Here is a 21,902-nt window from a genome sequence, read left to right on the forward strand (position 1 = left end):
TCAGCTCCGGCGATGCGACTGACTTAGAGCCGCATTGTTACTTTCCACACCACTCTGCATGATCTCAAACGCCTGGGCCGCCGAGGCTTCCAGAAACTCGGCCTTCAGGCCTTTTTCCAGATAGACCCGCATCGCACCATTGCCTTGCTTGTGCGCCCCACCGCCGACGGCCTGACGCACTGCGGCGTTCATCTGCCCATGGTTCAACATACCGCCATTTGCACTGGCAAAAAGCCATTCTGACCGCGGCGTGTTCTCATTCACTTGATAGATCTGCCCGGCACGCACCCCGCCGCCCATGGCTCGGGCCCCAAACATGCCGCCCAGAAGCTTGCCAAAGAAGCCGCCTCCGGTCCCGCCAACGCCACCCAAACCCAACATGATGCTCTCGATGCCATTTGACACCCAGGACTGCGCGACCTTCATAAAGGCACTTTTGAGTGTCTCACCCCAGCCTTCACCCTGTAGCGTGGCAGCTGCAAGCTCATCTGACAGCCCTTTGACGCCGTCCTTCAGGTCCTTGAGTTTGTCCTTGGCCGCTTTGGCGGCTTTGGAAACGCCGCCACCCAGTGACTTTGTGGTATCAGTCGCCGTGTCGCCCAAAGAGCCCATCTCTTCGTTGAGCTTTTTGGATTCCTCGGTGGCAGCCGCTTCGGCATCCTTTGCCTCATCGATCGCTGTTTTAAGATCCTGCACCGAGGAAAGCGGAGCCCCCAGCCCTCCAAAGATCTCCTTGGCGGTGGTCCGCGTCTTATCGGCTTTATGCGACAGGATTGTTCCGGCCGCGACCAGGCCTTCGCCCGCGGGGCCAAAGTCCGATTTGCCCTGTGCGCCGCGAAAAGCATCACCGGCAGCAGTGCCCACCCCCTTGGCATTTGCATAAGGGTTGGCAGGTCCGTCCAAACTGACTTCGCCAACCTTCGTGATGCCGTCAAAGCCACCACGGGCCCACTCCGGAAGCGCCGAGATGGCAGAGTTGATCGAGGTGATAAAATTGTTCACCCGGCGCACCACACCATTGATCAGGGTTTCCACCCCCTTCACCGCGGCCCCAGCCGCCTGATACATCAACGAGCCGAGAGCGTCCGGCAAAGCCTTAAAGGCCGCCACCATGGCGTCTTTGGCCCCGATCGCGATGTCAGACATGCGCTCGGCCCAGGTCATGGCATTTTGGATGAGTTCGCCGAGTTTACGGACGGCCGCACCGGTTGCGCCCGTAAAAGCCGCGCGGATCTTTAAACCCGTCGCCTTGAAGGCATCCCCAATCCGTTCACCTACATCAGACGCGATCGCCTTTAGGTGATCGATCACCGCCCCAAAAGATCCAGCTTGCGTGATCAACACGCGAAGGCCACTCAGGGCGCGACCAATGCTCTGCCAAACCTTTTTGAAAGCATCCAGATACCCGCCGCCAATGCTTGAAAGCACATTGGACACATTGGAGCCGCTGGTGAATATGTAGGACACCAACGACTTCACGATCACCAGCGCATCTTTCCCGCCGGTGATGATCCCGCGGAAAGCCGGGGTCCAGCTGGCCAGCTTTTGGGATGCCGCATCGAGCGCCGGCGCCAGGGCCACGGTGATGTCCGTGCCAATGCCACGCGCTACCAAACCGAGACGCGAGATCGAGTCGTTGGCCTGCTCGATTTTGGCAGCCTCAACATCCGAGATCACGCGGCCGAACTTTTGGATTTCCTGCGCAGCCTGCGCCAACGTGGCCGGATCCAGCCGCGTCATGGCGATCGAGCCTTCCTCGCCAAACAAGGCGCCGGCCACCGCGGCCTGTTCGGCCTTTGGGACGAACTTATCGATCGCACCGTTGATCGTGGAAATCCGCTCATCAAGGGGCAGCTTCAGCAGATCGCCAGCCTTGAGTTCAAGCCGTTCCAGTGCCTTGGCCGCTGCCACTGATCCCGTGGCGGCCTGTGACAAGCGACGATAGAGATCTTTGGAGCCTTGCTCCAACTGAGCTTGGCCAACGCCGGCAAGGTCGCCCGCCCGAGCGAGGACCTGCATACTTTCAACAGTGGTCCCGAGCGATCGCGCGAGTTTCGCCTGCGCATCTACCGAATCCAGCGTTCGGCTCACACCACGTGCAGATCCGATCGTCGCAGCCGCGGCCGCCAGTGGTGCAAAAGCACGTTTGGCAAAGGCCGCAAACTGCCGGATCTTGGATTTCTGGCGATCAACGTCCTTATTGAACAAAGCGCCATTCAAACGAAGTATGGACCAGAGAGTCCCGACTTTCTTTTTCATGCCTGCCCCTTCATGTGAGTGAGTTCTTCTTGGGTCACCTTTGGCAGGTGCGCGGTGGCGTTAAACAGATGCTGCACCCAATCCCGCGAGGTCTTGCCACGGTTGGTGCCGAGGGTTTCTGACACGAAGCGGCGGAAGTGATCGTCTTTGGCCTGAGACACGCGCGCCGCGACAGCCGCATCCACCAGATCCGAGCGTTTCTGTTTGTCCAAATGACGCAAAATGCGGGAATGCTCCCAAAGGGTCAGCTGATCAAAGACCGCCGGATCACGCCCTCCGGCCAACCAGGCGGCGCGCATGTCCAAAACGGACGGCGGGGCCACGTCTGGATCCACATGCCCCTCGCTCGCCGCCTGTTTGACCGGCAACGGATCTTCCAAAAAGGCCCGCAACGCGGTCGCAACCTGCGCCGGCGCCCGGCGTAAGAGCCTCTTTGCCCGGCGCAGCGACCAGATTTGCCCCGGCAAGCAACATGCGACCAACACCGCCAGCACCTCCACATCGGCCGGCGCAAGTGGCGCGTCTGGCTGCTCTGTTCCGGCCTGCACCAGGTGCTCGATAAAGCCCGGCGCGGAGACACCACAGCGCTTTTCAAACCGGGTAAGCCCCGCCATGTCGATGACTGGCGAGGCGTGGCGCAACTTCACCATCCGCGCTTAGGAAATTGCCGCCGGCGCGTCGAGCTCGGCCATGATCGCGATTTTGACAACGGCCATCGCCTTGTCTTTCATCGGGATCGATGTCGGATCAAAGTGCAACACCCGCGCGGCAAAGCCGCGGAACGACGCTCCGATCGTGATCAGGAATTCGACCACTTCCTCGCTGGCCACCAAAGACCGGATGGTCGCTTCATGCTCCCAGCCGTCCCAATATTGCAGCGGAAGCTCATAAATCAGCGGATCACGTGGGCCATTTTTGACCTCGCCAACCCGGCCAGGGCTGCGCTGATGGGTAGTGTCGATCTGCGGTGGGGTCAGATCTGGGAAATCCACATCTTCAGCCCCCATAATCTCAAAAACGGCCGCGGGATCACCGTGGCGAATATGAAATTGCAGATCCAAGTTGAGGCCCGCTTGAGCCTCTGAATATTGGCGTGGCATGTCAGGTCCTTCCTATTCGTCCTGAATGAAACCGGTGACCACAAACAGCATCATCACCGATCCGGTGACATGCAGGAGCTCGGGGCCGGTTTTGGTTTCGGTGCGCCGGAGCAGAACGCCCTGGACCCCGGTGTTTTTTTTGAGACCCTCGATCAAAAGGAGCTCGATTTTTTCTGAGTGGGCGTCGAGTTCATCCTCGATCGTGTCCGCGTCACCCTTGATGCTGAGCGCAACCACCAAATCGGTATCTGCCCGAAACTGGGTGCTGCTGAGGTCTTCACGATCCTCACCAGGCGTGGACACGGACCAACAGGGCAAGCTGTCCGGATCCAACTTGGCGCTAGAAATCACACATTTCACATCCGCAAACAGCGGATCCGCGCGCAAGAGTGCCTTAGCCTCTGCGCGCAGCGCCGATCGATAGTGTGTCATCCCGAATAGACCTCGCTGAGCTCTGCCAGAAAGTGACGGTCTTCTGCCGGCGATCGGGTGGGATAGATGGCGGTGACCAAGTAGCGTTTGCCCGGCCGAGAGGCGACGGAAACATGCGCACCCCTCGACAAGAGCGCGGCATATTCCGCCTGCACTTTCAAAACCGGACTGATCGAGACTGTGTCATTGCCATCGAGCTCACTTAACAGGCTCGGCTCTTCGCGAAAGATGCCCCGCATAGGCACATCCTCGCTGCCGTCCCGGTGCAGGGTGACCTCACCGTCAAAGACATCCTCAAACAGCCCGGTCACCCCGTCAAACAACGACACCGCCGCGCCCCTTAGCCTGACGCGCCAGACAGGCGCACCACGCCGGTGGTGGACGGGTTGGTCGCCACCTCGGTCGCATGGCCAATCTTGACGTTGCTGCCCACGGTGGTGGTGCAGGCGCCTTCGGTGTCGTCCCAATAGATGGCCGCGCCAACCGCCCAGGCTTGCGCCTCGACCTTTGGCAGTTCAAAAACGCCAACCAGCTTCAGTTCGACCTCTTCTGCCGGCTCCACATCAGACATAAGGACGCCAAAGAGCTTATTTAGCAAAAGGCCTGAGCCCGAGGTGCCAGCCGCGGCGGCGGTGATGGTGATGTTCTCACCGGTTTGGATGAAGTTTCGCATGTGTCACTCCAAGTGATTGGATTGAGGAAGTGAAAAGGCCCCGATCACCGGGGCCTTTTTTGAAATCTACGCGCCCGGATCAGGCGCGGTCAGTACGAGCGCCGGCCTTATGCCGCACCCGGGTTTTTGTAACCGTAGCGGCTGTCCTGCGCGCCGACGCCAAAGTCATGCTCGATCGATACAGCCATGCCCTGGCGACCAAACGGTTCTTCGGTACGCACCCGTGGACCCTCGGCACCGTCCAGGAAGCCATGCACCCAGTTGGTGCCGCCTGCACCGCCCGGCGCGGTCAACAGATACCAAGCGTTGGTGGTAATGCGCGGCGACTGCACATGGACAAAATCACCAGCGTAGGGGTTCACATCCGTCGCCTTCGCCGGTGTGACTTCCGCAATAATTTGTTTAGCCTTCAGAGACTGTTTTGCACCGGTCAGAATGATCGAAGGGACAATGCCCAACACATCGCCATCGAGCCCTTTTTGCTGCACCATCGCTTGGAGACCAGTATCCAACGAAGACACAGACAGCGCGGTACCGGACCCTGCCAAATTAGCGCGAGATGTGTGGAACATGGCTGTGCCGTCGGCCATTTTCGCACTCAAGGCAAACGTGTAGAACGTTTTGTCCTCGAACTGTGCAACCTTCTGACCATAATTGGACAACACGCGATCAATGGCTCCCAGATCATCGTTGATCATCATATGACGGGAAATTGTAATCTGACGGCCAAAACTGCGTAGGATCGCGGTCTCTTTGCTTTCGCCGAAGGTACCGTGTTTGATCTCGCCATTTTCGCCAATAGGCTGCAGATCCGGGAAGTCGCCCGCACGGATCAACGGCACTTCGCGGAAGTCTTTGAAGTCTAGGCGCTCGGAGATCAGGTCATAGGTCGGCGCCTGCGCCTCATAGGAGTTCAGAAGACGCTTATGCAGCGCGTTCTCAAAGATCGCCGGGAAATCCGAAGTGGAATGTGCGGCAGCCTCAAACACCGCGATACGATCGGCAGCGGTGCGCATAGGGCCATTGTGGCCAATGGCATGCGCCGCCATCTCCACCAGCGACATGTTCATATATTGCCGCGCAGGGCCTTCCACATCGCGGGCGCGGCTCATTTGCGCGACAATGGCGCCGGACAGGCCAGCGCGCATGGTTTCGCGTTCATCACGAAGAATAGACGCACGGGACGGGCCACGGCGCGAGGATGCACTCATCGGGTTCTTTCCTTGTACCTGGGATGCCAGATGCGCAGCCGCCTGTGTGGGGCTCATGTTCTTGGCAATCATGTGTTGAGCCGTCGCGGCCGGCAGGCCAAACGAGGCGGTCATATCGAGCAGCACGGCCGCCGTGGCCGGACCGGTCTCTTCATCATCGGACTCGCCGCCTTCAACGGTGTCATCACCATCGGCAGCCTCAATGCTGTCTTCACCCTCAGTGGCGTCCAAAGTGTCTTCGCCATCAGCCGCTTCCAACGTGTCGTCGCCAGCGGTGGCTTCCAGCTCGTCTGTGCTGGCGGTGGGGAGCGCTGGTTTGCGCGATGGGGTTGGTTTTTTCGCCATGGGTTGGCTCCTGTGTTGGGCGGGCGCACCCGCGATCATGGCCACCATGGCCGGTTGAGAAATCTGAGAGGTGATGCTGCGCGCCGAGGTCTTCAGAGCGGCGGGCGCGTTGCGGTAAAGCGAGTAATCGAAGGCCGCGATTTCGGCGTCGGTGTCCGGATCCTGGGCGAGCTCGGTGACAAAACCTTGCTCAAGGGCTTCTTCCCCGTCCATCCAGGTTTCGGCACGCATGATGGCGCGGGCCTCATCCTCAGAGAGCCCCGTCCGACGCGCATAAAGCTTGGCCATGTTGCGCGCGGCTTTTGCCAGGCCATCTGCAACGCGACGGTGGTCATCCTCTGTACCGCGGCCATCGGTGCACCAACGCGCAGGGTCATGCACCATCATCATCGCGCCATCACCCATAACGATGTCGTCGCCGGCCAGGGCAATCACGCTGGCAATGGAAGCGGCACCGCCTTGAATGACCACGCGTTTGCGGCCCTCATAGGCCCGAAGTTGGTTGTAAATCGCAACACCTACCGAGACCACACCACCGCCCGAGTTGAGCGACACGGTGATGTCACCTTCTGCATTGGCCAGGAATTGAGAAACATCAGCCTCGGTGAAGTATTCTTCACCCCAGAAATCCTGCCCCACGCTGCCGTAAAGCTTCAGCTCATTCATTGTCATTTTGCTCCTGTTTTGCGCCCGCGACCGGTGGGGCGGGTTTCGCGTGGTAGCGACCATCGCTGTCGTAGATCAGGCCGTCCTTGTCGGCCGTCTGCATGTCTTCAACTTGCTCCTGGTGGATCTGGTCCGGATCACGGCCAAGCGAGGTCACCGCGCGTTGGCGGCTGTTCAGGCCGGCGCGCACCTCATCCACTAGCGGCGGAATCTCTTTGGCGGGATCGATCAGGATCCGTGCCGGCGGCACCCAATCAACCTTCCCGCCGAGGATCTCGGAAATGCGGTTGTGAAAACCGCGCTCTAAAGCCCAGGCCTGCAGAAACTGCCGCCCCAAGGGCTCCAGAAACTGATTGATCAACAGAAGCCATTGCCAGGCTTCGACATTCCGATCCATTTCCATCCGGCCCATTTTGGCCGAGGAAAAATTGACCCTACTCAGATCGCCGGAGCAGGCCTCGTAGGTAATGCCCATTCCCTTTGCGATGCGGCGCAGCTGGCCGCGGGTGAACTCGTCATAGCCATCCACACCGGGAGGCGAGGCAAATTCGTATCCGTCCTCGCCCGATACATCCACGACCAAACCAGGCGCCAATTTGGCTGGCGTGTCGCCACCTGAAGCTGTCGACCTATGGCGGAACACCGTGAAGCAAGCCGCAATCTTTTGGCGCACAAGTTGCGCATCATCATAGTCCGCGAGATCCTGCAGCGGCAGCGCGACCGGCGCAAACCACGAAACGCCGCGCTCCTGACCTGGACGATCCTGCCGATAGAGATGCAGCACGTATTTGGCATCCACCGGACGCGACACCGCCCGCCCCTTCCACTTGATCCACCCCTGCGCGCCGGGATGTTCGTCAAACAGATGATAGGCCACCCGCTGGCCGTCGGCGTCGTACTCGATCCCGTCCTGCACGTAGCCGCCTTCGGTTGACGCCCGGAACGCCGAACTGTCCAGATGATCGATCTCCAGAACTTCGAGCTTGGGATAGGTGCCATTCTCTCCGGGATGCAGAACCACCAGCACCTCGCCATCGGTGACGATCGCCGCCTGGATCAGACGTTGCAGCCCCGCCAGACTTTCCCGTCCACGCCAGTCGATCGCCGATGACTTGAGGTAGGTGTCCAGACGCTCTTTGCCCTCTTTCAGCAGGTCGGCGTCCTCGATGCCTTCCAACTTCGGCATGATGCCCTTGCCAACGGTATGAGAAACGATGGTCTGCACCACGCCGGTGGCGATCGGGTTGTTGCGCACCATGTCGCGCGAGATAAAGGCCAACCGGCCGCGGCGGCTGCCTGCGGCGTTGGCATCGCCGCTGGACTTGCGCCAGGAACCCGTGCGCCCACCACCACTGGCGGCGTCGTAATAGGCCGTCATATTGCGCATCGCGGCCCGCGCGGAGACACGTCTCATGGCCGCTTGCGGAGATACCACCGCAAGCGCTTTGTCCGTCCAATGCAATGTCACGTGTCAGAGACCCTTATCAAATGATGGGTAGTGAAACCCGCCCGACCCACCGCCGCCGGTTTCCCGTTTCAACTGCGCTTCAAGATCAGCGATCCGGCGGCGCAGCTCGGCACCATCGGCAAAGGCAACTTTCTCGCCGCCCTGCTCCAGGCTGGTCACGCCTTTGGCGTACATCTTTTTCAGGTTTGCGAGCTCTGCTGCGGTGTCGCTCATAGCCAATTGTCCCTCTGCGGTATCCATGAGGCCACTTCTGGCGCCGGTTCCGGCTCCGATGGCGCGGTTGCCGGTTCGCCAACAAACCGCGCAAACGGGTTGGACGGATCCAGACGGGCCCAATCCGGCGCGGCGTCCGGATTGATCCGCTCCCCGCCGATGATGATGAAGGTGGCACGCGCCTGCACCAGGTGGTCGAGGCTTTCGTTGCGGATAAAGCCGGGGCGCTTTTCCCAATGGCCGCTGTCATCGCGGCGCTCGGCCGTCATTTCCGTCAGCTGGTCCTTGCTCATCCAATCCGGAATGGCGCAGTAGTTTGGCCCCTCCTCCGTCATGACCAGGCTCGCAGAGACCGCGTCTTTCAAACGATCGGCCGCCATGTTTAGTATCACAATGTCCTTGGCGACTTTGCGCTTCTTGTTTTTGGAGGACACGGTTTCTGGCCGCGCCTGCCACACCCGATCCGGATAATCCTTCTTTTTCGTCAGGCCACGCCCACGGGAAAGATGCCAAAACGTGCCTTTGCCCTCACCACGGCGGCGGCGTAGGAATTTATAGGCGTTGTCGGTTGTGGCCCGCTCGCCCTGCATGTCCACCGTGGCCGCAACCGCGCCCAACTCCCAATCACTGCCCGCAACCGGCCAGCGTTTGGTTTCCAGCGCATCCAGCACCTTCCAATCGTCGGCATAAACGCCCGGCTTCAAAACCCGTTTGGACGGGCCGTCTGGCCCATCCGGTGGCGTGTTCAAATCAAAGCGGTCGATCGGTTGATGCCGACCGTCCAAACCAAAGGCCGTGGCGCCGACGCTGAAATAGGTGCCTTGCGTGTCCACCGACAGCAGAATGAAGGCCGTCCACTCTGGTGCCACCGCTTGCTGCGACGGAGTTGTCTCAGCCTTCCGGATCAGGTCCTCCAGCGCGATCTCACCACCGCTGCCGGCCCGAGCGCGATAAGCTGTGCCAATCCGGGTATTGATAGCGGTGCGCAGTTTGCCCTCATCGCCGGTGGCAGCAAAAGCGCGTTCTGCCTGGCGCATCTTAATCACAATGTCTGCCCAAGGCATGAACGCCGCTTGTGTTCCGTCCAGCCAATAGCCCAACAAATCGGTATCAATCACATCGCCGCTTTGCAGGGTGACGGGTTTGCCTTCCACACCCATATGATACCAGTCGGCTTCGGTCAGCATCTCAATCTTATGATCCGGAGAGATCAGGTCTTTGCAGGAGGGGCAGCGCATCTTAGCCGCCTGCCCGGCCTCCTGATCGTCCGCGCTCTCTGGTACAACCAACATGTCATAGCTTGGCACAAACATGGTGCCACAGCAGGCACACGGCCAATACAGGCGTCCCCTTGTGGTGTTGGGATAATGCGCGAACACCCCGTAACTAACTTTTGGCGGTGTATGAGGGTCTGCGCTGACCTCGCTTTCATCCAAAACAGGCGCGCGAGGCGAGCTTTCAATCACAACCATGCCTCGCGAACCTGCCATCAGGGTTCGGTTGAGCATCAACTCTAGTGGCTCACCTTCTCCATCGACATCCGGACCATACTGATCAAACTCTGTCGCCAGAGCGATCCGCAGGTCCCGCTCCTGAAGGCGCGAGCCGCTGACAATATCCAGCGTGATGTGCGTTCCCCCCTCAAAAATCTTGCTGTCGATCGTGTCAGAGCCCCGCCCGGAACCGCGTTTGGCCGCTAGGTCCGGAGAGTTGCGCACAATCGGCGAGAACTTGTTGCGCTCATAGCTGTCGCGCGTGGCCCGCTCATCCAAGTAGAACCCAATGCGCGCTGGATCGCTGGTGATCGAATGCGACCACACCGAGTTGAGCAACATGGTTTTGCCGCACCGGGATGGGCCCACAAAAACCATCGCCTTGTAGTCCCGCGATGTCGCCATGTTCATCGGCTCGATCATATAAGGCACGGTTTCGCGGCGGAACCGCGTCCAGGCGTTGTTGATGTTCACACGCATAGACGCCTCAGACGATTCCACCACAGAAATCCGGCGCGGCGGCGCCAAAGATGGCAACGCCTTGGCCAAAGCATCCCGCGGATCGCGGTACGGCGGCAGCGGCGCAAATTCAAACCGGCTATAGGTCATGTTTCATTCACCAGCTGCGGATGCATGTCGAGGTTGGCCTCATAGCCTTTGCCGATGTCGTTTTCGCCGATCTCTTCAATCAGGGAGGTCAGCATTTCTTCCATTGCCCGATCGACCTGCCGCGCCTGCGGTGCCGACAGGCCGAGCTCACGCTCTAAGCGGTCAGACATCCCCATGGCGCTGTCGCGGAACCGGATAAACACCTTATCAAACAGCCGGTAGCAGGCCTCCAACTCGGTCAGAATGCCCATCATCTTGGCTGCCTGGGCATGCTTCATCCGGGCTTCAGATACTTCACTCACCTGCTTGGGCGACAAGCCGTTTGCGCTTTGCTCCGGCTCCACCCCAAAAAGCTGACCCTGCAACTTAGCCAGCGCCTGGTCTTTGCTTTTCTTCAGCGCCTCGCCGCGTGCCTTCCATGCATGAAACCACGAATAGCGCAGGACATATTCGCGCCCATTGCCGCCCCGCGCCACACACGGCAGGGGGTTATCGCGCTGCTTCAGCCAACCGTTGATGGCGTTGGTCGACACGTTCACAACAGTCGACAGCTCCGCCATGTTCATGTCGAGATCTTCGACCCCGTCCGGCAATGGGTGCGCCTCAAGCCAATCCTCCAGACCCGGCCAATCTGCAACCGTCAGCGTGGTGGGCGTCTCAGACATACCCGCCCCCCAAACCACAACAACAACCACAACCTACGTGTTTCTCAGAAACCAAAAAAATCCCACAAAACAGGGCGCGAATTACCCGTGTGGCGAAGGTGCCAGGAAGGACCCGAGAGATTTTTCTTTCAATCCAAGAGAGAAGCGGCAGAATGCGACCACCAAGTTTAGTCAAAGGTTTCACGTTATGACAGACCAACCCGCCAAAACCCTTTTGGAAGAAACGCAACAAGACAGCCAGGACATTGCCCTTCTCAAGCGCGACTTGAATGAAAGCACCGGACTGACCTGGCTGTGGTCGATCCTGTTTGGCCCCATCTACTTTTGGGTCCACAGCTTTACCGGTGCTGGGTTTGTTGTGCTTGTGGTCGCCATCCCAACCTTGGGCTTGAGCATGCTGCTTCTTAACCCATGGCTGGCCTATAAGTGCTGGCGCGACAAAGCCGAGAGCAAAGCCGAAACCAGGTTGATGATGGCCAAGCGCTAGGGCCCGCGTCATCGGCGGGTCTCCATCGCTCGATCGAGCCAGAGCCAGAAGGCGTCTGGGAAATGCTCATCCATGTAGTCCGCGACAAATTCTTCGTAGCCGAGGCGCTTGCGGTAGTGAGCAGCGCTGGATGTGAAGGCGAGGATCATCTTCAAGCGACCATTGGCCTGACGAGCAAAGACACCCGGTGCCAATCCTTGGCGCGGGACAAAGTAGGTTTCCCGCGACTTCTGGCGCTTGCGAGAGGTGGCCGTGGTGTTCTGGTGGCGATCGCGCTGCGCGCCGAGACCGGACAGAAGCCGTTGGATCTGAGCCGCACTCAGGTTGCCGGCACGGTTCAGCTTGGCATCATCCGCAGGCAGCGCCGTTTGCAAAACCCCGTCAAACGCCACGTGTTTGCTCAGCAGTTTCTCAATTCCGGTTTGCGGCCGCACACCGCCCTCTTCCTGCGTAAACAGATAGTGCCGGCCTGCAATCCGATCCTTTGGCAGAACTTGCGCTTCAAGGTTGGTTTTGGTGGCCCCGATCGCCCGAAACGCATTCCGGGTAAACGCAGTGGGATTGTCGAACACCTCGGACATGTGCCCCTTTAGCCCGCGCGCCGCACCCCAGGCAGTATCCGTCAAAGCGCGCGCCGCTGCATAGGGAGCCTGCTCTGCTTGAAGATGGGTCAGGCCACGCGTCAAATCGCTGTGGTCCAACGTCAGGGTTGCACTCATTGGGTATCCGAAGGTTGAGGGAATTGTCATGCCGGGCACCACTCCGGCTTTGGGTGCATGTACCTTAAAAGCGAAAAGCCCGTGCTTTTCAGCCGGGCCTCGTCAAACATTGCAGTAGCACTGTCATTCGCAGCGCGGCTCTTGCCTAGTGCGAATGTCGGGTCCACGGTTTTGCCCTTCCAGCGTGATCGCTGTGTTACCTCATTGGCAGGGACCGCTTTGGATCGTCCTATTTCCCCGTTAACGTGCCTGAATTCCAAAGGTCAAGAATTTTCTGCACGATCGCTCAGTGCACAACTGGCTCCAATTGATCGGCCTGGATCGTCGTTTCCACCTCCCGACCAAAGAACTGAAACGCTACCTTCGCACCACTATCCTCCAGTGCAACAACGGAAACTTCGACGCCTTCAAAGGTGCCCTGCATCACCTGTACACGATCACCCACATCGTATTCCGCATGGGTCCGCTGAAATCGACGATGTTCTGGCGCAGCGAGGCCGCCACCCCATCGGCGCATCAGTTTGGACATGCGCGCCTCACTGATTCGGGCGGGGCGACCACCGGTGCCCAGCACCCCGCTCACCACATCGAGCGCCATGAGATCATCCCAGCGAGGCTGTGCCGACAGCCAGCCGACAAACAGCCACCCCGATAGCAACGGAAAGGCCACCAGCTGCTTCTCCTTGGTGCATCGATGCTTGCGCCGCCATTCCAGTTTGACCGGCAGGAAGACATCAAACCCGTTTCGGCGCAGCAAGACCTCATGCACCAGGTGCTTGGTGCCGGTGCCTTTGACCGGGCGCACCCGCTCTTGCCCGTTGCGGGCGGTGTAGGTTTCTTTTTTCGTGCCCAGCTCCACCATGCGACGGCCGCGGTTGTTCAGCGGCTTCATCCGCACCGCATACCAGTCCATCGTCCCTGTTTTGACCTGCCCCATCATCATTCCAACCGCTCCAATTTGCCCTGTTACGTTTGTTCCGCGACCGTAACACCAACGTAACGCCCACCGTTTCGCCGCAAGTCGCTTGTTTCATTCACTTTTCTGTAGAAAATAGAGTTATGTAACGGTGTTACGGCTATTCCTAAATATGGCTTCACGTGCACGCACACCTTATGTGTCCCGCCAAAAGCGTAACACCGTAACTTTCTCAAAATGTCAGGAAATTTACACGCCATTTCAGACCCTTATGACCGTAACTTAAACCGTTACGATTGCGTTACGCTTGCCCCTCCACCGTATCGTTTTCTGTGTCACCCGCGCCCGCCGGTTCTATGATTTTTCCACCCGGAAGGAGACGCGCGGGAATGATGAGCCCGCGGGTAAGCCGTCCTGCGACACGCTGCGGCTTGGGTGATGGCGCGACCCCCTTAATGGTGTCCAAAGCCGCCCTGTGGCCGCCATTGCGCCAGCGTGTGCCGGCCAGAGCGCGGTCTAGGATGGGGTTCTGACCATTTGCGACAAACAGTTCTCGCTCATACGGTCTGCCCGGAAGGACACGCAGCCCTAGGCGCCCCAGCAGCTTGTTTTCGTAAACAGGTGGTTTGTCGTCGGAGGTCTGAGAAAGCTCGATGAGTTCTGCCACCGTAGTGACGCCCCCGTGATCCTTCTGAAGTAGCGAGGCAAATATTGTCCGCAGACACCGCTCGCCCTCACCTTCGTCCTCCGCCTCTTGGGACACCTCAACAAGGGGCTGGGCGATGGCCTTGGCCTGTTCCATACGTTTGAAATCGGGTTCTCCCGAGTCGGGATCAACCAAAGGCGCGTCAAACAACATCAGATCCCACCCCGCCAGAATGGCCCCGATGGTGTCACCGGAGCGCGCGCGCGCACCGAGTTCCTGCACCAAGGCGTTGTAGATCCGGAACGTCTTGTCCCAGCGTGTCGGCGCTAGATCCAGCATCCGCCGCCAAACGCCCGCGCCCAGCTCCAAAGCATCCTGCTGCAACTCTTCCAGCCACATAGCTTGCATCGTCGGATCATCATCGCTTTCGCGCTCAGAGATGTTGAGAATAGTGAAACGAGATCGATCGGCGCTGGTCATCGCTGCCGGAATGACTGACGCCAAGTATCCGGCACCGTATAGCTCAAAGCGGATACCGGAATGATCGGCCGTGCCACGCTCCACCTGGGCGCCTTCAGCATCCGACATCAATCGAAACAGCGCGACCACGTCCGCGCTTGCACCGCTTTCATCGGCTTCCGCCTCATCAAACACCCGCGCAATCGCCTGGCGATTGGTGGTTTGTCGAATGGCGGCTGCACTGGTGGAGTTCTTAACGCCCGTGGACATGCCCCCAAGCAATGAGGACACGATTTTGGTCAACGTGGTTTTGCCCGAGCCGTGCTTGCCCTTGACATACATGTGTGTCCGCCAGCTGGGGTATTGCCCCAATGCGGCCTGCCCGACCCAACCGATCATCACGTCGGCATCTGTGGGGCCAGCCCAGCTCCAGAAGCGCTGCAACCGTTCGCGGACCCATGCGATGTCATCCGCTTGTGCCGGTTTATCAGCCGGCATCGGCCGGGACGGCACCGCCGGGTAGAGCGCGCGTGAAATCATGCGGCCGTTTCGGCTCTCGTCCCCTGGAGCCTCGATACTCTCGCCCTTGTGCACGATCGGATGCCCGGACGCGCCGCGCCAGGTACCGGTGTGGCGAATGGGCATTGTGGCGTCATAGAGCGGCAGCGCGCTGCAGGCTTGCATCAACGCGTCAGCAGCCCCTGCCAGGTTGAACCCATTGTCTTTACGTCCCTTTGGCTCCGCGATGCTGCCAAGGTGCCCTATCGGATCGTCGGCACCCGCGACCAAGGCCACGAGGTTGGCACGGTTCGCCATCGCGCCGGCCGACAGCTCCGCCATCTCACCGCGGGCGGTCAGAAAGTGAAACTTGCCTGCGGCCATGCCAAGCGGTTGAACCGGAAAATCCGACGGCAAGATGCTCTCCCCGTCGCCATCTTCGATCATGGGTGGGCCTTCCTCGCCAAGATCCAGGTCACCGGGAGAGGAGCGCGGTTCTTCCCGATGATCTGAAACGTCAGGCGCGTCATTCTCGATGGTTTCTGCGGCCGCAAACGCGCCGCGCACTTTTTCCATGCGATCATCCATAGTGCGCCCTCTCTTAATGCGCCGCCAGTTGCTCTGGCGGTCGTGTTAGAATGTCGTTCAAGTCGAAATTGCCGCCCGGATGCACAAGCTGCGTCTCGATCCCCGGCCTCAAGTTGGCCGCGCGGCGCAGCCCGCTCAGGCATTTGGCGCGGGTCATTTTGGGTTCGCTGTCGCCGTCCTGGACAAACACCAATCGCTTGACCCATTCCGGCGGAACAAAGGCCTCTGCATCGTCCATTTTTGGCAGGCCAGCGTATTTGAGCCCCCTACCGCGCATCATCTTGCCCGACATGTTGCCGAGGTCGACGCCAGCCCAATAGGTCGCATTTTCATAGGGACGCGCGATCATGGCCGTGAGCGTGGTCTCGATGCCTTCCGCCATCACCAACGTGGTGCCACCGGCCGCGTCACACAGCGGGATGGCTCCGCCCTTTTTGGAACCAAGCACCTTTTTGGCGTCGTACTTCTTACCCTCATAGGTGATTGCAGCTTTGCCTTTAGGCTGATCGAGATCCAGCCAGGTGCGGTGCACCGCCCGACCAACACCGTCAGGCGCCACCACTGCCGCCACCATCGCTGGCCCCTCGTGGATTGTGACCCACTCTTGCCGGTCCTTGAACCATTCCGCATAGCGGAGTTTTGGGTGAAACCGCAGGGACTTTGGAATAATCGGGAGGAGCGCGCGCGCGATGCCCCGACGCTCAAAATATTCAAGCAATATAGGATGTTGCGACTCATACTTCGCCTCGCGCCAGATCCGACGCGCCGCGGCAATCGCTTGATCCCGGTACGCATTTTTGTTGGCTTCTACTTGATCCGCCAGGCGCTTCTGCTTCTCTTTGCGCTTGCGCACCACTTCCGGATCAACCGTCGCCGGCCGATCGCCACACAGCTCTGTCAGCGCATCCGGAAACGACAGCTTCAAAAACTGCTGGGCGAGCGAGATCATATCGCCGCCACCAACACCGCACCCTTTGCGGCAGAAGAAGCCTTTGTCTTCGACGTTGATGTTGAACCGATCAGAATCCGATTTGCTGAAATCGCCACACTCAAAACACGGGCCGGTCAGCCACCCGTTGCGCTCTGTGAGCCCTTTCAGGCCCAGCTTATGCACAACGTAGTGCACCGACATGTCTTTGATTTCATCGATGCGGGGATCTGGTTCTCGGGTCACTGCAGGTCCGCCCTTTCACGCCAGGGCGCAGTCTTGGCTTCGAGATCTAACTCTGCCAGCACCTCACTTGGGCGGCGGGGATCAATGTCGCTGGACCATTCCAGAACAAATTCCTGCAGCGCCTTGCCGGCGGTGGGCATGTCATGGCGGCTGTCTCGGATGAAGGCGAGCGTTGCTTGCCGCGCGCGTTCATCTGCGCCCGCATGGGTCAAAAGCATCTCCGCAAGATTGATGTAGTCTCGCTGGCGCACTTCACTATGAATGGCCTTCAAGGCAACCGCATTGGCCGCCAGTCCAAACGCCGGGCGAGAGATGCAGGTCATGACAACACCTCCTCCAAACGTTCGGCCAGCTTGCGCAGCTGACCCGGCATAGTCGGGGAAACCCCACCCGAAAACAGAACCTTTTTGCGATCGCTGGACTTAGCAGCCTCTGTAGGTAGAACCGCAAACGTGGCGCCACCCTCGGCAACCGGCCGCAAAACAAAGGTCATATGTTCAACAGCAAAATGTTCGGTATGGGTTGGCGCTGTCACGGCTAGGCCTTCCCAACCAGGCGCTGCGCTTCTTTGAAAGCGGCGACCTTGGCCTCATAGACTTTCCCGCCCTTGGATTTCTCGACCAGCCTCTCATAGAACGCAATGCGCGAGGGGATACGATCACACGCGACTTGGTCCTGGTGGAACTGTTTTCCAACCACCACAAACCCAGCTGCGGGGTTCACAAGAATTGTATGTCCGGCGTGCTGCACTTCCATCATGCACACCCCGCGATTTTGCTGGCCCGATCTGGAGGGAGGAGGAAAACAGATCGAGCCAGCAGCAAAGCTGGTAGTCCCGGCGACACCGGAAGAGGATATGTCGCCGCCAGCTTCACGTGCGGATCTCCAGCAGGCAGGAGTACCAAAAACCCAGGCCAAAGAACAAAGCCGCAAGGAACATGGCCACAACGAGCCAACCGGCCCATTCTGGAAATTCGTCTTCAAACATTGGTTTTTGGTCACGCGTCATCGGAAACACCTTTCATCGCTACAACAAAGGCGGCTGCCCACCCTGCGATCAGGACGAAGACATCAAAGAAGCCGTCCAGAACCAGGACGGACAGCCGACCGGGGGAAAACAATTGAATGATTTGCAAAGCGCAGTAACCCGCCACAAAACAGAGTAGAACGCGGCGAGACTTGCGCGACTGCAGCCAAACGTGGCAGCCAACATAGCCCATCGCGAAATGCACAAGAGTGTTGCGGATCCATAAGCCTGGGCGCGTGACCAGCTGATCAATCGCCGCCGAGCTCATGTCGCTTTTCAAAAGCATGAAGAATTCATCTGCCAAAGACACGGGCCGCTCCCTGTACAATTTTGCCTAAAACGGTGTGACGGGACTCGCCGCGCGTCATCACTTCCATGACCTTGAAAACGCCCACCATGCAGCCGATGGCAAAGACGATGTCGAAAGGCGCGCTGTGCTCCATTTTGAGCCACCCGCGCACGGTCTTTTCTGTGACACCCATCACCTCGGAACATCGGCGCGCGACGCCTGCATCGTCGCGGGCGGGGAAAGCCACACGCAACAAGTCGGCAAACCGCTCACGCGCTACGTCCTGGAGGCTCACACGATTGATGCGGACATTATTTTCCGGCCCGTCACTGTTGGCGTAGGGAAAATCATCATCGCCGCGGAAAGAAGTTTCCAGACGTTTGCTGGCATCATCAGGACATGACCCAGACCGAAACATATCGCCCCGCTCATGCCTCATGCCGCGTCCTCCGAAGAAGGCGCCTCTTCAGACTGAATGAAGTTGAACAGATGCAACGGACATTCCTCGCCCACATCCGCGCAAAGTTCTTTGATCACCGGATACCACTTTGCCGGAAAGAGCTTGTCACGGATTGCAGCACGCACCGAGTGCTCCGACTTGCCGGTTTTTTCCTGAATCTTTTCGGACCCAACGGCCGCAACGATAGATTTTACATCTGACATGCGCCAGAAATGACAACTTTCTTATCATTAAGCAAGACAAAAAGTATCGATTGTGGCAACTTTCTTGTCATTGGAGAATGCAGCTATGGACAAGCCCTTTGCAGATATCTCCGCCAGACTACGCTGGCACCGCGCCCTTCTTGGACTTACACAAGACGAATACGCCGTGAAGGCGAACCTAAAACGCGCCCAGCTCAACAACTGGGAAAACGGCAATCACCGGATCGGCTTAGATGGCGCGCGCGCACTCCGGAAAACGTATGGGCTCTCCTTGGACTTCATATACGAAGGCGACATCAATGCGTTGCCAATGAACCTTCGAAATGCGTTGCTCGACAAACCCATCGCGAGCTGATCCAAAAAGTCGATCGTAAAACCGGTTTCCCGCGCCGCCGACATCAAGGCGTCAATTCGTTCCTGCTCAGTCATAGCGGACCTCGCACTGGAACGCCAAAAAACTACCGTCATGGTTACTCGTAAGCCAACCGATCGGCTGCGGCCTATACCCAAAAACGCCCATCAACTTCATCAAGCTGGGAGCACCCAGCCCCAAGCAATACTTGGCCCCTTGCCCTTTTAGAAAATCATTAACCCCCTCACAAACCCGCTTAGCACCCACCCTCGAGCGCGGCGCTGCAATGCGGGTCAATTCCCAAATGTCAGGGTCAGTAGGCGGCGCCTCAAAACACAATTGCGCAGGCATGCCGGGCAACCGCCCCTCATGCGCATCCTTGATCATATAGGTGTAAGATCCTCCGGGCTGCCGGGCATCCGTCCGGACCAACCTACCTCCAGCAACGACTGAACCACCCTCAATGGCCAACACATACACTACATTCTGAAAGCTATCGTATTGCTCAAACTCTAGGCCGCGATGCGTTGGGAGGCTCCAGCCCAGCTCCCCCACAAACACATCCGTACGCAGTCTTAGGAAATCGACAACCAGATCCCAATCGTCCACGTTGGCGGGAAACCGAAGCACTTTAACGTCCAAAATTCACTCTCCTCTAAATTGCGAACCAAAGGAGGGAAAAAACTTCTTGCACTCAAGCACAGATTTTGAAAACTGTATTTTATTCAAAAACTTTCAGCGGTGGGGGTTGTACTTTTTTACAAAACCGAGGGAAGAAAACATTGTTTTACAAAGGTTCCTTAAAGCTCATCCCTGGGCAAGAATACGATTCTCTAATCAAGCCTATCCAGGAGATCGCGGAGGCGGGCTACACCGTTACGTTGAACTTTCGCTTTGGGCGATACAGCCTAATGGACTGGAGCTATCCAGACGCATGGGCCAAAGAGTACCAATCTTGGTATAATCAAATCGGCGACCCTGTCGTTCAATGGGCGCTCTATAACACCGGCAAAATTCGTTGGTCTGAAATCAACAGCAAGGATCCCCTTGGTGTTCTCACCAAGGCAAAACGTCACGGCATCAACTTTGGCACAGCACACTGCATTGCAGCCGGTCCCGGTCGATCACTGCTTTCCGTAGCTCATTCCACCCGCGAGTTTACCGACATTGAAATGCAACATCTGCAACAGTCCTTTCAAAAGATCGTCAATCGCGTTGCCCGTGGAGCCTTCCTTACAGAGAAGGAAATTGAGGTGTTGCGCGCCTTGGCCTCCGGAATCCGACAAAATGAACTTGCAGGCGAACTCGGCCTAACAAAAGGCGCCATAGCTGCTCGCGTAAAAAAGGCCATGCGCAGCCTGGATTGCGAAACCCTTAATCAAGCGATCGCGGTCGCTACAAAATGGGGCTATCTGGACGGACCAGAGCAATCACTGCACTAAGCCCCTTCACACAGAATCAACCTCGAGATTAGCCCCTGCTGGACACGAAACGGCAGGGGTAATTTCTTTCCTGGTTAGCTAGCGGCAAGCTACTGTGACAACTTTCTTGTCATTATCTTCTTGCAATGACAAGTTTCTTATCATAGCGTGACCTCAATTCGAAACCGGAGGTCATCTGAATGTGTGCCGTTACTTGCGCCCTGCGCGTCGTCGCAAATCCCCGCTCAACCGATACATTCCAAATGCGCTGGATGGCTTGGGCGGTGCTCAAATCCCGTCGCGGGCAACCCATGCTTCAGGTGCGCACCAGCCGCCAAAATCAGAAGGCCGGCGCGTGATGGACGCCGCGACCCTCGCTTCTCAAAAAGATCGCATTGCCGGCGTTCTGGACGCCATCGATGGCAAGGAAGGGCTTGATCGGCTTGATGCTTTCGCAAACCAGGTTCTGAACAGCGACGGCACCTACCTATTCCCCCGCGAAGGGGAATACGGCACGGCCAACGCCGCCTATGAAATCACCCTTCACGGCGTCAGCGTCATTGCCTGGTCAGAACGGGATGCCGTTGACCTCTGGGTCGCGTCCGCAAAACGCGAAACGCGCAGCATCACCTGCACCCTCGACAGCATTGATCGAATTAGAAACGGCATTGCGCCGCCGCCCGCACACTCCCCCTGAAGTCACCAAAAGGAGGATCTCTGTCTCGATTTTCCGACTTCAGGCCCCTTGCCGGGGGCGACCCATCTCAGATCCCCATGAGAGCTCCCGGCACTTTTCTTCCCCAGGGCTGACAGGCCAGCCCACCCCGCCCGGCGCGGCACACACCAAAAGACCACCACTCACAACAACGACACCCCGTGTGTGCCGCGCAAACCGCAAGAGGATTTTTGCATGTTTAGCCAGTTGAAACTGTCTTACGCCGCCCTGACCGCCATCCCCATAATTTGGCTGCTCGGCCTGCGCGCTTACCTGAACGCCACCCACGCGGTTGCGCGACCTGGTTCCGCTCTCATGGAATACGGCCACCAACTCTACGTTGTCGCCGCATCCGGCTTTAACAGTGGTTGGTAAACATATGGCCAAAAGAGGAAAACCCAGAGGCCAACAGATGCCGCAAGGGCCTGCCAGGGGGCATACTCAGCCTTCCGGCATGGTGCAGATTTCAACCCGCTTTGACCCCGACACTTTCGAAGAGATCCGCGCGAAAGCAACGACAGACAACACCAGCATCGCCGATGCGGTGCGCACTCTCTGCGAATGGGGATTGGAAGCCGAAAACGATGGTCGGGAGTGATGCCAAATGGATGGTTCACACATCGAGAGATCGAAGCGCCGCGAGAACCCCAAGCGCGCCGAGAAGGTCTACCTGGTGACGCTGGCGATTGCCATTGTGACCGCCATTTTGATCCACGTAGCGAGCCAAGCCATTGGCAAAACAGCGCACACCGTACTGGCGGCCGACGCCCGCGCGACGGCGTTTCAGGAGGGGTGGTGATGCGACTGGAAAACA

The 21,902-nt window shown here is 58.5% G+C and carries 30 protein-coding genes; 7 read left to right on the plus strand and 23 right to left on the minus strand.

The features are described from left to right. The 11 genes from SIB38_RS15365 to SIB38_RS15415 form a co-directional block, all read right to left on the minus strand. Nucleotides 1-2,259, minus strand: a complete 2,259-nt coding sequence (locus SIB38_RS15365) for a hypothetical protein (protein ID WP_412550532.1) — start codon at nucleotides 2,257-2,259, stop codon at nucleotides 1-3. Further along, complete coding sequence (locus SIB38_RS15370; RefSeq protein WP_412550533.1) at nucleotides 2,256-2,873, minus strand: hypothetical protein; 618 nt, start codon at nucleotides 2,871-2,873, stop codon at nucleotides 2,256-2,258. The genes SIB38_RS15365 and SIB38_RS15370 overlap by 4 nt, the downstream gene beginning before the upstream one ends. Before the next feature lie 42 nt (nucleotides 2,874-2,915). Continuing rightward, nucleotides 2,916-3,359: a hypothetical protein gene (locus tag SIB38_RS15375; protein WP_412550534.1), complete on the minus strand. Its 444-nt coding sequence runs from the start codon at nucleotides 3,357-3,359 to the stop codon at nucleotides 2,916-2,918. A 12-nt stretch (nucleotides 3,360-3,371) separates the two neighbouring features. Further along, on the minus strand, nucleotides 3,372-3,791 hold the full coding sequence (locus tag SIB38_RS15380) for a hypothetical protein (protein ID WP_412550535.1): 420 nt from the start codon (nucleotides 3,789-3,791) through the stop codon (nucleotides 3,372-3,374). After that, entirely contained in the window at nucleotides 3,788-4,120 is a 333-nt protein-coding gene (locus tag SIB38_RS15385; protein ID WP_412550536.1) for a hypothetical protein, read from the minus strand. Before SIB38_RS15385 ends, SIB38_RS15380 begins: the two co-directional genes overlap by 4 nt. A gap of 11 nt (nucleotides 4,121-4,131) precedes the next feature. Continuing rightward, entirely contained in the window at nucleotides 4,132-4,464 is a 333-nt protein-coding gene (locus tag SIB38_RS15390) for a DUF2190 family protein (RefSeq protein WP_412550537.1), read from the minus strand. Nucleotides 4,465-4,571: 107 nt separating this feature from the next. Continuing rightward, nucleotides 4,572-6,686 (minus strand): head maturation protease, ClpP-related, encoded by a 2,115-nt coding sequence (locus tag SIB38_RS15395; RefSeq protein ID WP_412550538.1) that lies wholly within the window; start codon nucleotides 6,684-6,686, stop codon nucleotides 4,572-4,574. Beyond that, entirely contained in the window at nucleotides 6,679-8,100 is a 1,422-nt protein-coding gene (locus SIB38_RS15400) for a phage portal protein (protein WP_412550539.1), read from the minus strand. Before SIB38_RS15400 ends, SIB38_RS15395 begins: the two co-directional genes overlap by 8 nt. Before the next feature lie 57 nt (nucleotides 8,101-8,157). Next, nucleotides 8,158-8,367: a phage head-tail joining protein gene (locus SIB38_RS15405; RefSeq protein WP_412550540.1), complete on the minus strand. Its 210-nt coding sequence runs from the start codon at nucleotides 8,365-8,367 to the stop codon at nucleotides 8,158-8,160. After that, nucleotides 8,364-10,469: a terminase gpA endonuclease subunit gene (locus SIB38_RS15410; protein ID WP_412550541.1), complete on the minus strand. Its 2,106-nt coding sequence runs from the start codon at nucleotides 10,467-10,469 to the stop codon at nucleotides 8,364-8,366. The genes SIB38_RS15405 and SIB38_RS15410 overlap by 4 nt, the downstream gene beginning before the upstream one ends. Next, complete coding sequence (locus SIB38_RS15415) at nucleotides 10,466-11,134, minus strand: hypothetical protein (protein ID WP_412550542.1); 669 nt, start codon at nucleotides 11,132-11,134, stop codon at nucleotides 10,466-10,468. Before SIB38_RS15415 ends, SIB38_RS15410 begins: the two co-directional genes overlap by 4 nt. 187 nt (nucleotides 11,135-11,321) lie before the next feature. Between SIB38_RS15415 and SIB38_RS15420 the strand changes: the two genes are divergently transcribed. Beyond that, the gene (locus SIB38_RS15420) at nucleotides 11,322-11,621 is read left to right on the plus strand and encodes a hypothetical protein (RefSeq protein WP_412550543.1); all 300 of its coding nucleotides are present in this window, start codon (nucleotides 11,322-11,324) and stop codon (nucleotides 11,619-11,621) included. Between the two features lie 8 nt (nucleotides 11,622-11,629). Here SIB38_RS15420 and SIB38_RS15425 read toward each other — a convergent pair whose 3' ends face one another. From SIB38_RS15425 to SIB38_RS15475, 11 genes are all read right to left on the minus strand, one after another. Then, nucleotides 11,630-12,370 carry a hypothetical protein gene (locus SIB38_RS15425; RefSeq protein WP_412550544.1) on the minus strand — a complete coding sequence of 247 codons (741 nt, stop codon included), beginning with the start codon at nucleotides 12,368-12,370 and terminating at the stop codon, nucleotides 11,630-11,632. A 256-nt stretch (nucleotides 12,371-12,626) separates the two neighbouring features. Further along, nucleotides 12,627-13,283 carry a transcription termination/antitermination protein NusG gene (gene nusG / locus SIB38_RS15430; protein WP_412550545.1) on the minus strand — a complete coding sequence of 219 codons (657 nt, stop codon included), beginning with the start codon at nucleotides 13,281-13,283 and terminating at the stop codon, nucleotides 12,627-12,629. A 274-nt stretch (nucleotides 13,284-13,557) separates the two neighbouring features. Next, entirely contained in the window at nucleotides 13,558-15,447 is a 1,890-nt protein-coding gene (locus SIB38_RS15435; protein ID WP_412550546.1) for a hypothetical protein, read from the minus strand. Nucleotides 15,448-15,460: 13 nt separating this feature from the next. After that, nucleotides 15,461-16,621: a hypothetical protein gene (locus SIB38_RS15440; protein ID WP_412550547.1), complete on the minus strand. Its 1,161-nt coding sequence runs from the start codon at nucleotides 16,619-16,621 to the stop codon at nucleotides 15,461-15,463. Further along, a complete protein-coding gene (locus SIB38_RS15445) occupies nucleotides 16,618-16,944 on the minus strand; it encodes a hypothetical protein (RefSeq protein ID WP_412550548.1) in 327 nt (108 codons plus the stop codon). The genes SIB38_RS15440 and SIB38_RS15445 overlap by 4 nt, the downstream gene beginning before the upstream one ends. Then, nucleotides 16,941-17,156: a hypothetical protein gene (locus SIB38_RS15450; protein WP_412550549.1), complete on the minus strand. Its 216-nt coding sequence runs from the start codon at nucleotides 17,154-17,156 to the stop codon at nucleotides 16,941-16,943. The genes SIB38_RS15445 and SIB38_RS15450 overlap by 4 nt, the downstream gene beginning before the upstream one ends. 2 nt (nucleotides 17,157-17,158) lie before the next feature. After that, nucleotides 17,159-17,380 carry a hypothetical protein gene (locus tag SIB38_RS15455; protein WP_412550550.1) on the minus strand — a complete coding sequence of 74 codons (222 nt, stop codon included), beginning with the start codon at nucleotides 17,378-17,380 and terminating at the stop codon, nucleotides 17,159-17,161. Nucleotides 17,381-17,492: 112 nt separating this feature from the next. Then, nucleotides 17,493-17,630 (minus strand): hypothetical protein, encoded by a 138-nt coding sequence (locus tag SIB38_RS15460; protein WP_412550551.1) that lies wholly within the window; start codon nucleotides 17,628-17,630, stop codon nucleotides 17,493-17,495. Next, nucleotides 17,620-17,958, minus strand: a complete 339-nt coding sequence (locus SIB38_RS15465) for a hypothetical protein (RefSeq protein WP_412550552.1) — start codon at nucleotides 17,956-17,958, stop codon at nucleotides 17,620-17,622. Before SIB38_RS15465 ends, SIB38_RS15460 begins: the two co-directional genes overlap by 11 nt. After that, nucleotides 17,942-18,376 (minus strand): hypothetical protein, encoded by a 435-nt coding sequence (locus SIB38_RS15470; protein ID WP_412550553.1) that lies wholly within the window; start codon nucleotides 18,374-18,376, stop codon nucleotides 17,942-17,944. Before SIB38_RS15470 ends, SIB38_RS15465 begins: the two co-directional genes overlap by 17 nt. After that, nucleotides 18,373-18,600: a hypothetical protein gene (locus SIB38_RS15475; RefSeq protein ID WP_412550554.1), complete on the minus strand. Its 228-nt coding sequence runs from the start codon at nucleotides 18,598-18,600 to the stop codon at nucleotides 18,373-18,375. Before SIB38_RS15475 ends, SIB38_RS15470 begins: the two co-directional genes overlap by 4 nt. Before the next feature lie 85 nt (nucleotides 18,601-18,685). Between SIB38_RS15475 and SIB38_RS15480 the strand changes: the two genes are divergently transcribed. Next, nucleotides 18,686-18,955, plus strand: a complete 270-nt coding sequence (locus SIB38_RS15480; RefSeq protein WP_412550555.1) for a helix-turn-helix domain-containing protein — start codon at nucleotides 18,686-18,688, stop codon at nucleotides 18,953-18,955. A 66-nt stretch (nucleotides 18,956-19,021) separates the two neighbouring features. On the opposite strand, the gene SIB38_RS15485 is transcribed toward SIB38_RS15480, so the two are convergent. Beyond that, nucleotides 19,022-19,594, minus strand: a complete 573-nt coding sequence (locus SIB38_RS15485; protein ID WP_412550556.1) for an acyl-homoserine-lactone synthase — start codon at nucleotides 19,592-19,594, stop codon at nucleotides 19,022-19,024. A gap of 65 nt (nucleotides 19,595-19,659) precedes the next feature. Between SIB38_RS15485 and SIB38_RS15490 the strand changes: the two genes are divergently transcribed. The 5 genes from SIB38_RS15490 to SIB38_RS15510 all read left to right on the plus strand — a co-directional run bounded on the left by SIB38_RS15490 (nucleotide 19,660) and on the right by SIB38_RS15510 (nucleotide 21,887). After that, the gene (locus SIB38_RS15490; RefSeq protein WP_412550557.1) at nucleotides 19,660-20,394 is read left to right on the plus strand and encodes an autoinducer binding domain-containing protein; all 735 of its coding nucleotides are present in this window, start codon (nucleotides 19,660-19,662) and stop codon (nucleotides 20,392-20,394) included. Between the two features lie 337 nt (nucleotides 20,395-20,731). Beyond that, on the plus strand, nucleotides 20,732-21,070 hold the full coding sequence (locus SIB38_RS15495) for a hypothetical protein (RefSeq protein WP_412550558.1): 339 nt from the start codon (nucleotides 20,732-20,734) through the stop codon (nucleotides 21,068-21,070). A 213-nt stretch (nucleotides 21,071-21,283) separates the two neighbouring features. Beyond that, nucleotides 21,284-21,463, plus strand: a complete 180-nt coding sequence (locus SIB38_RS15500; protein ID WP_412550559.1) for a hypothetical protein — start codon at nucleotides 21,284-21,286, stop codon at nucleotides 21,461-21,463. A 79-nt stretch (nucleotides 21,464-21,542) separates the two neighbouring features. Continuing rightward, the gene (locus SIB38_RS15505; protein WP_412550560.1) at nucleotides 21,543-21,686 is read left to right on the plus strand and encodes a hypothetical protein; all 144 of its coding nucleotides are present in this window, start codon (nucleotides 21,543-21,545) and stop codon (nucleotides 21,684-21,686) included. Nucleotides 21,687-21,692: 6 nt separating this feature from the next. Continuing rightward, nucleotides 21,693-21,887 carry a hypothetical protein gene (locus SIB38_RS15510; protein WP_412550561.1) on the plus strand — a complete coding sequence of 65 codons (195 nt, stop codon included), beginning with the start codon at nucleotides 21,693-21,695 and terminating at the stop codon, nucleotides 21,885-21,887. Nucleotides 21,888-21,902 lie beyond the last annotated feature (15 nt).

Origin of the sequence: Shimia sp. MIT910701 (assembly GCF_047126315.1) — a bacterium.
Taxonomy (GTDB): domain Bacteria; phylum Pseudomonadota; class Alphaproteobacteria; order Rhodobacterales; family Rhodobacteraceae; genus Shimia.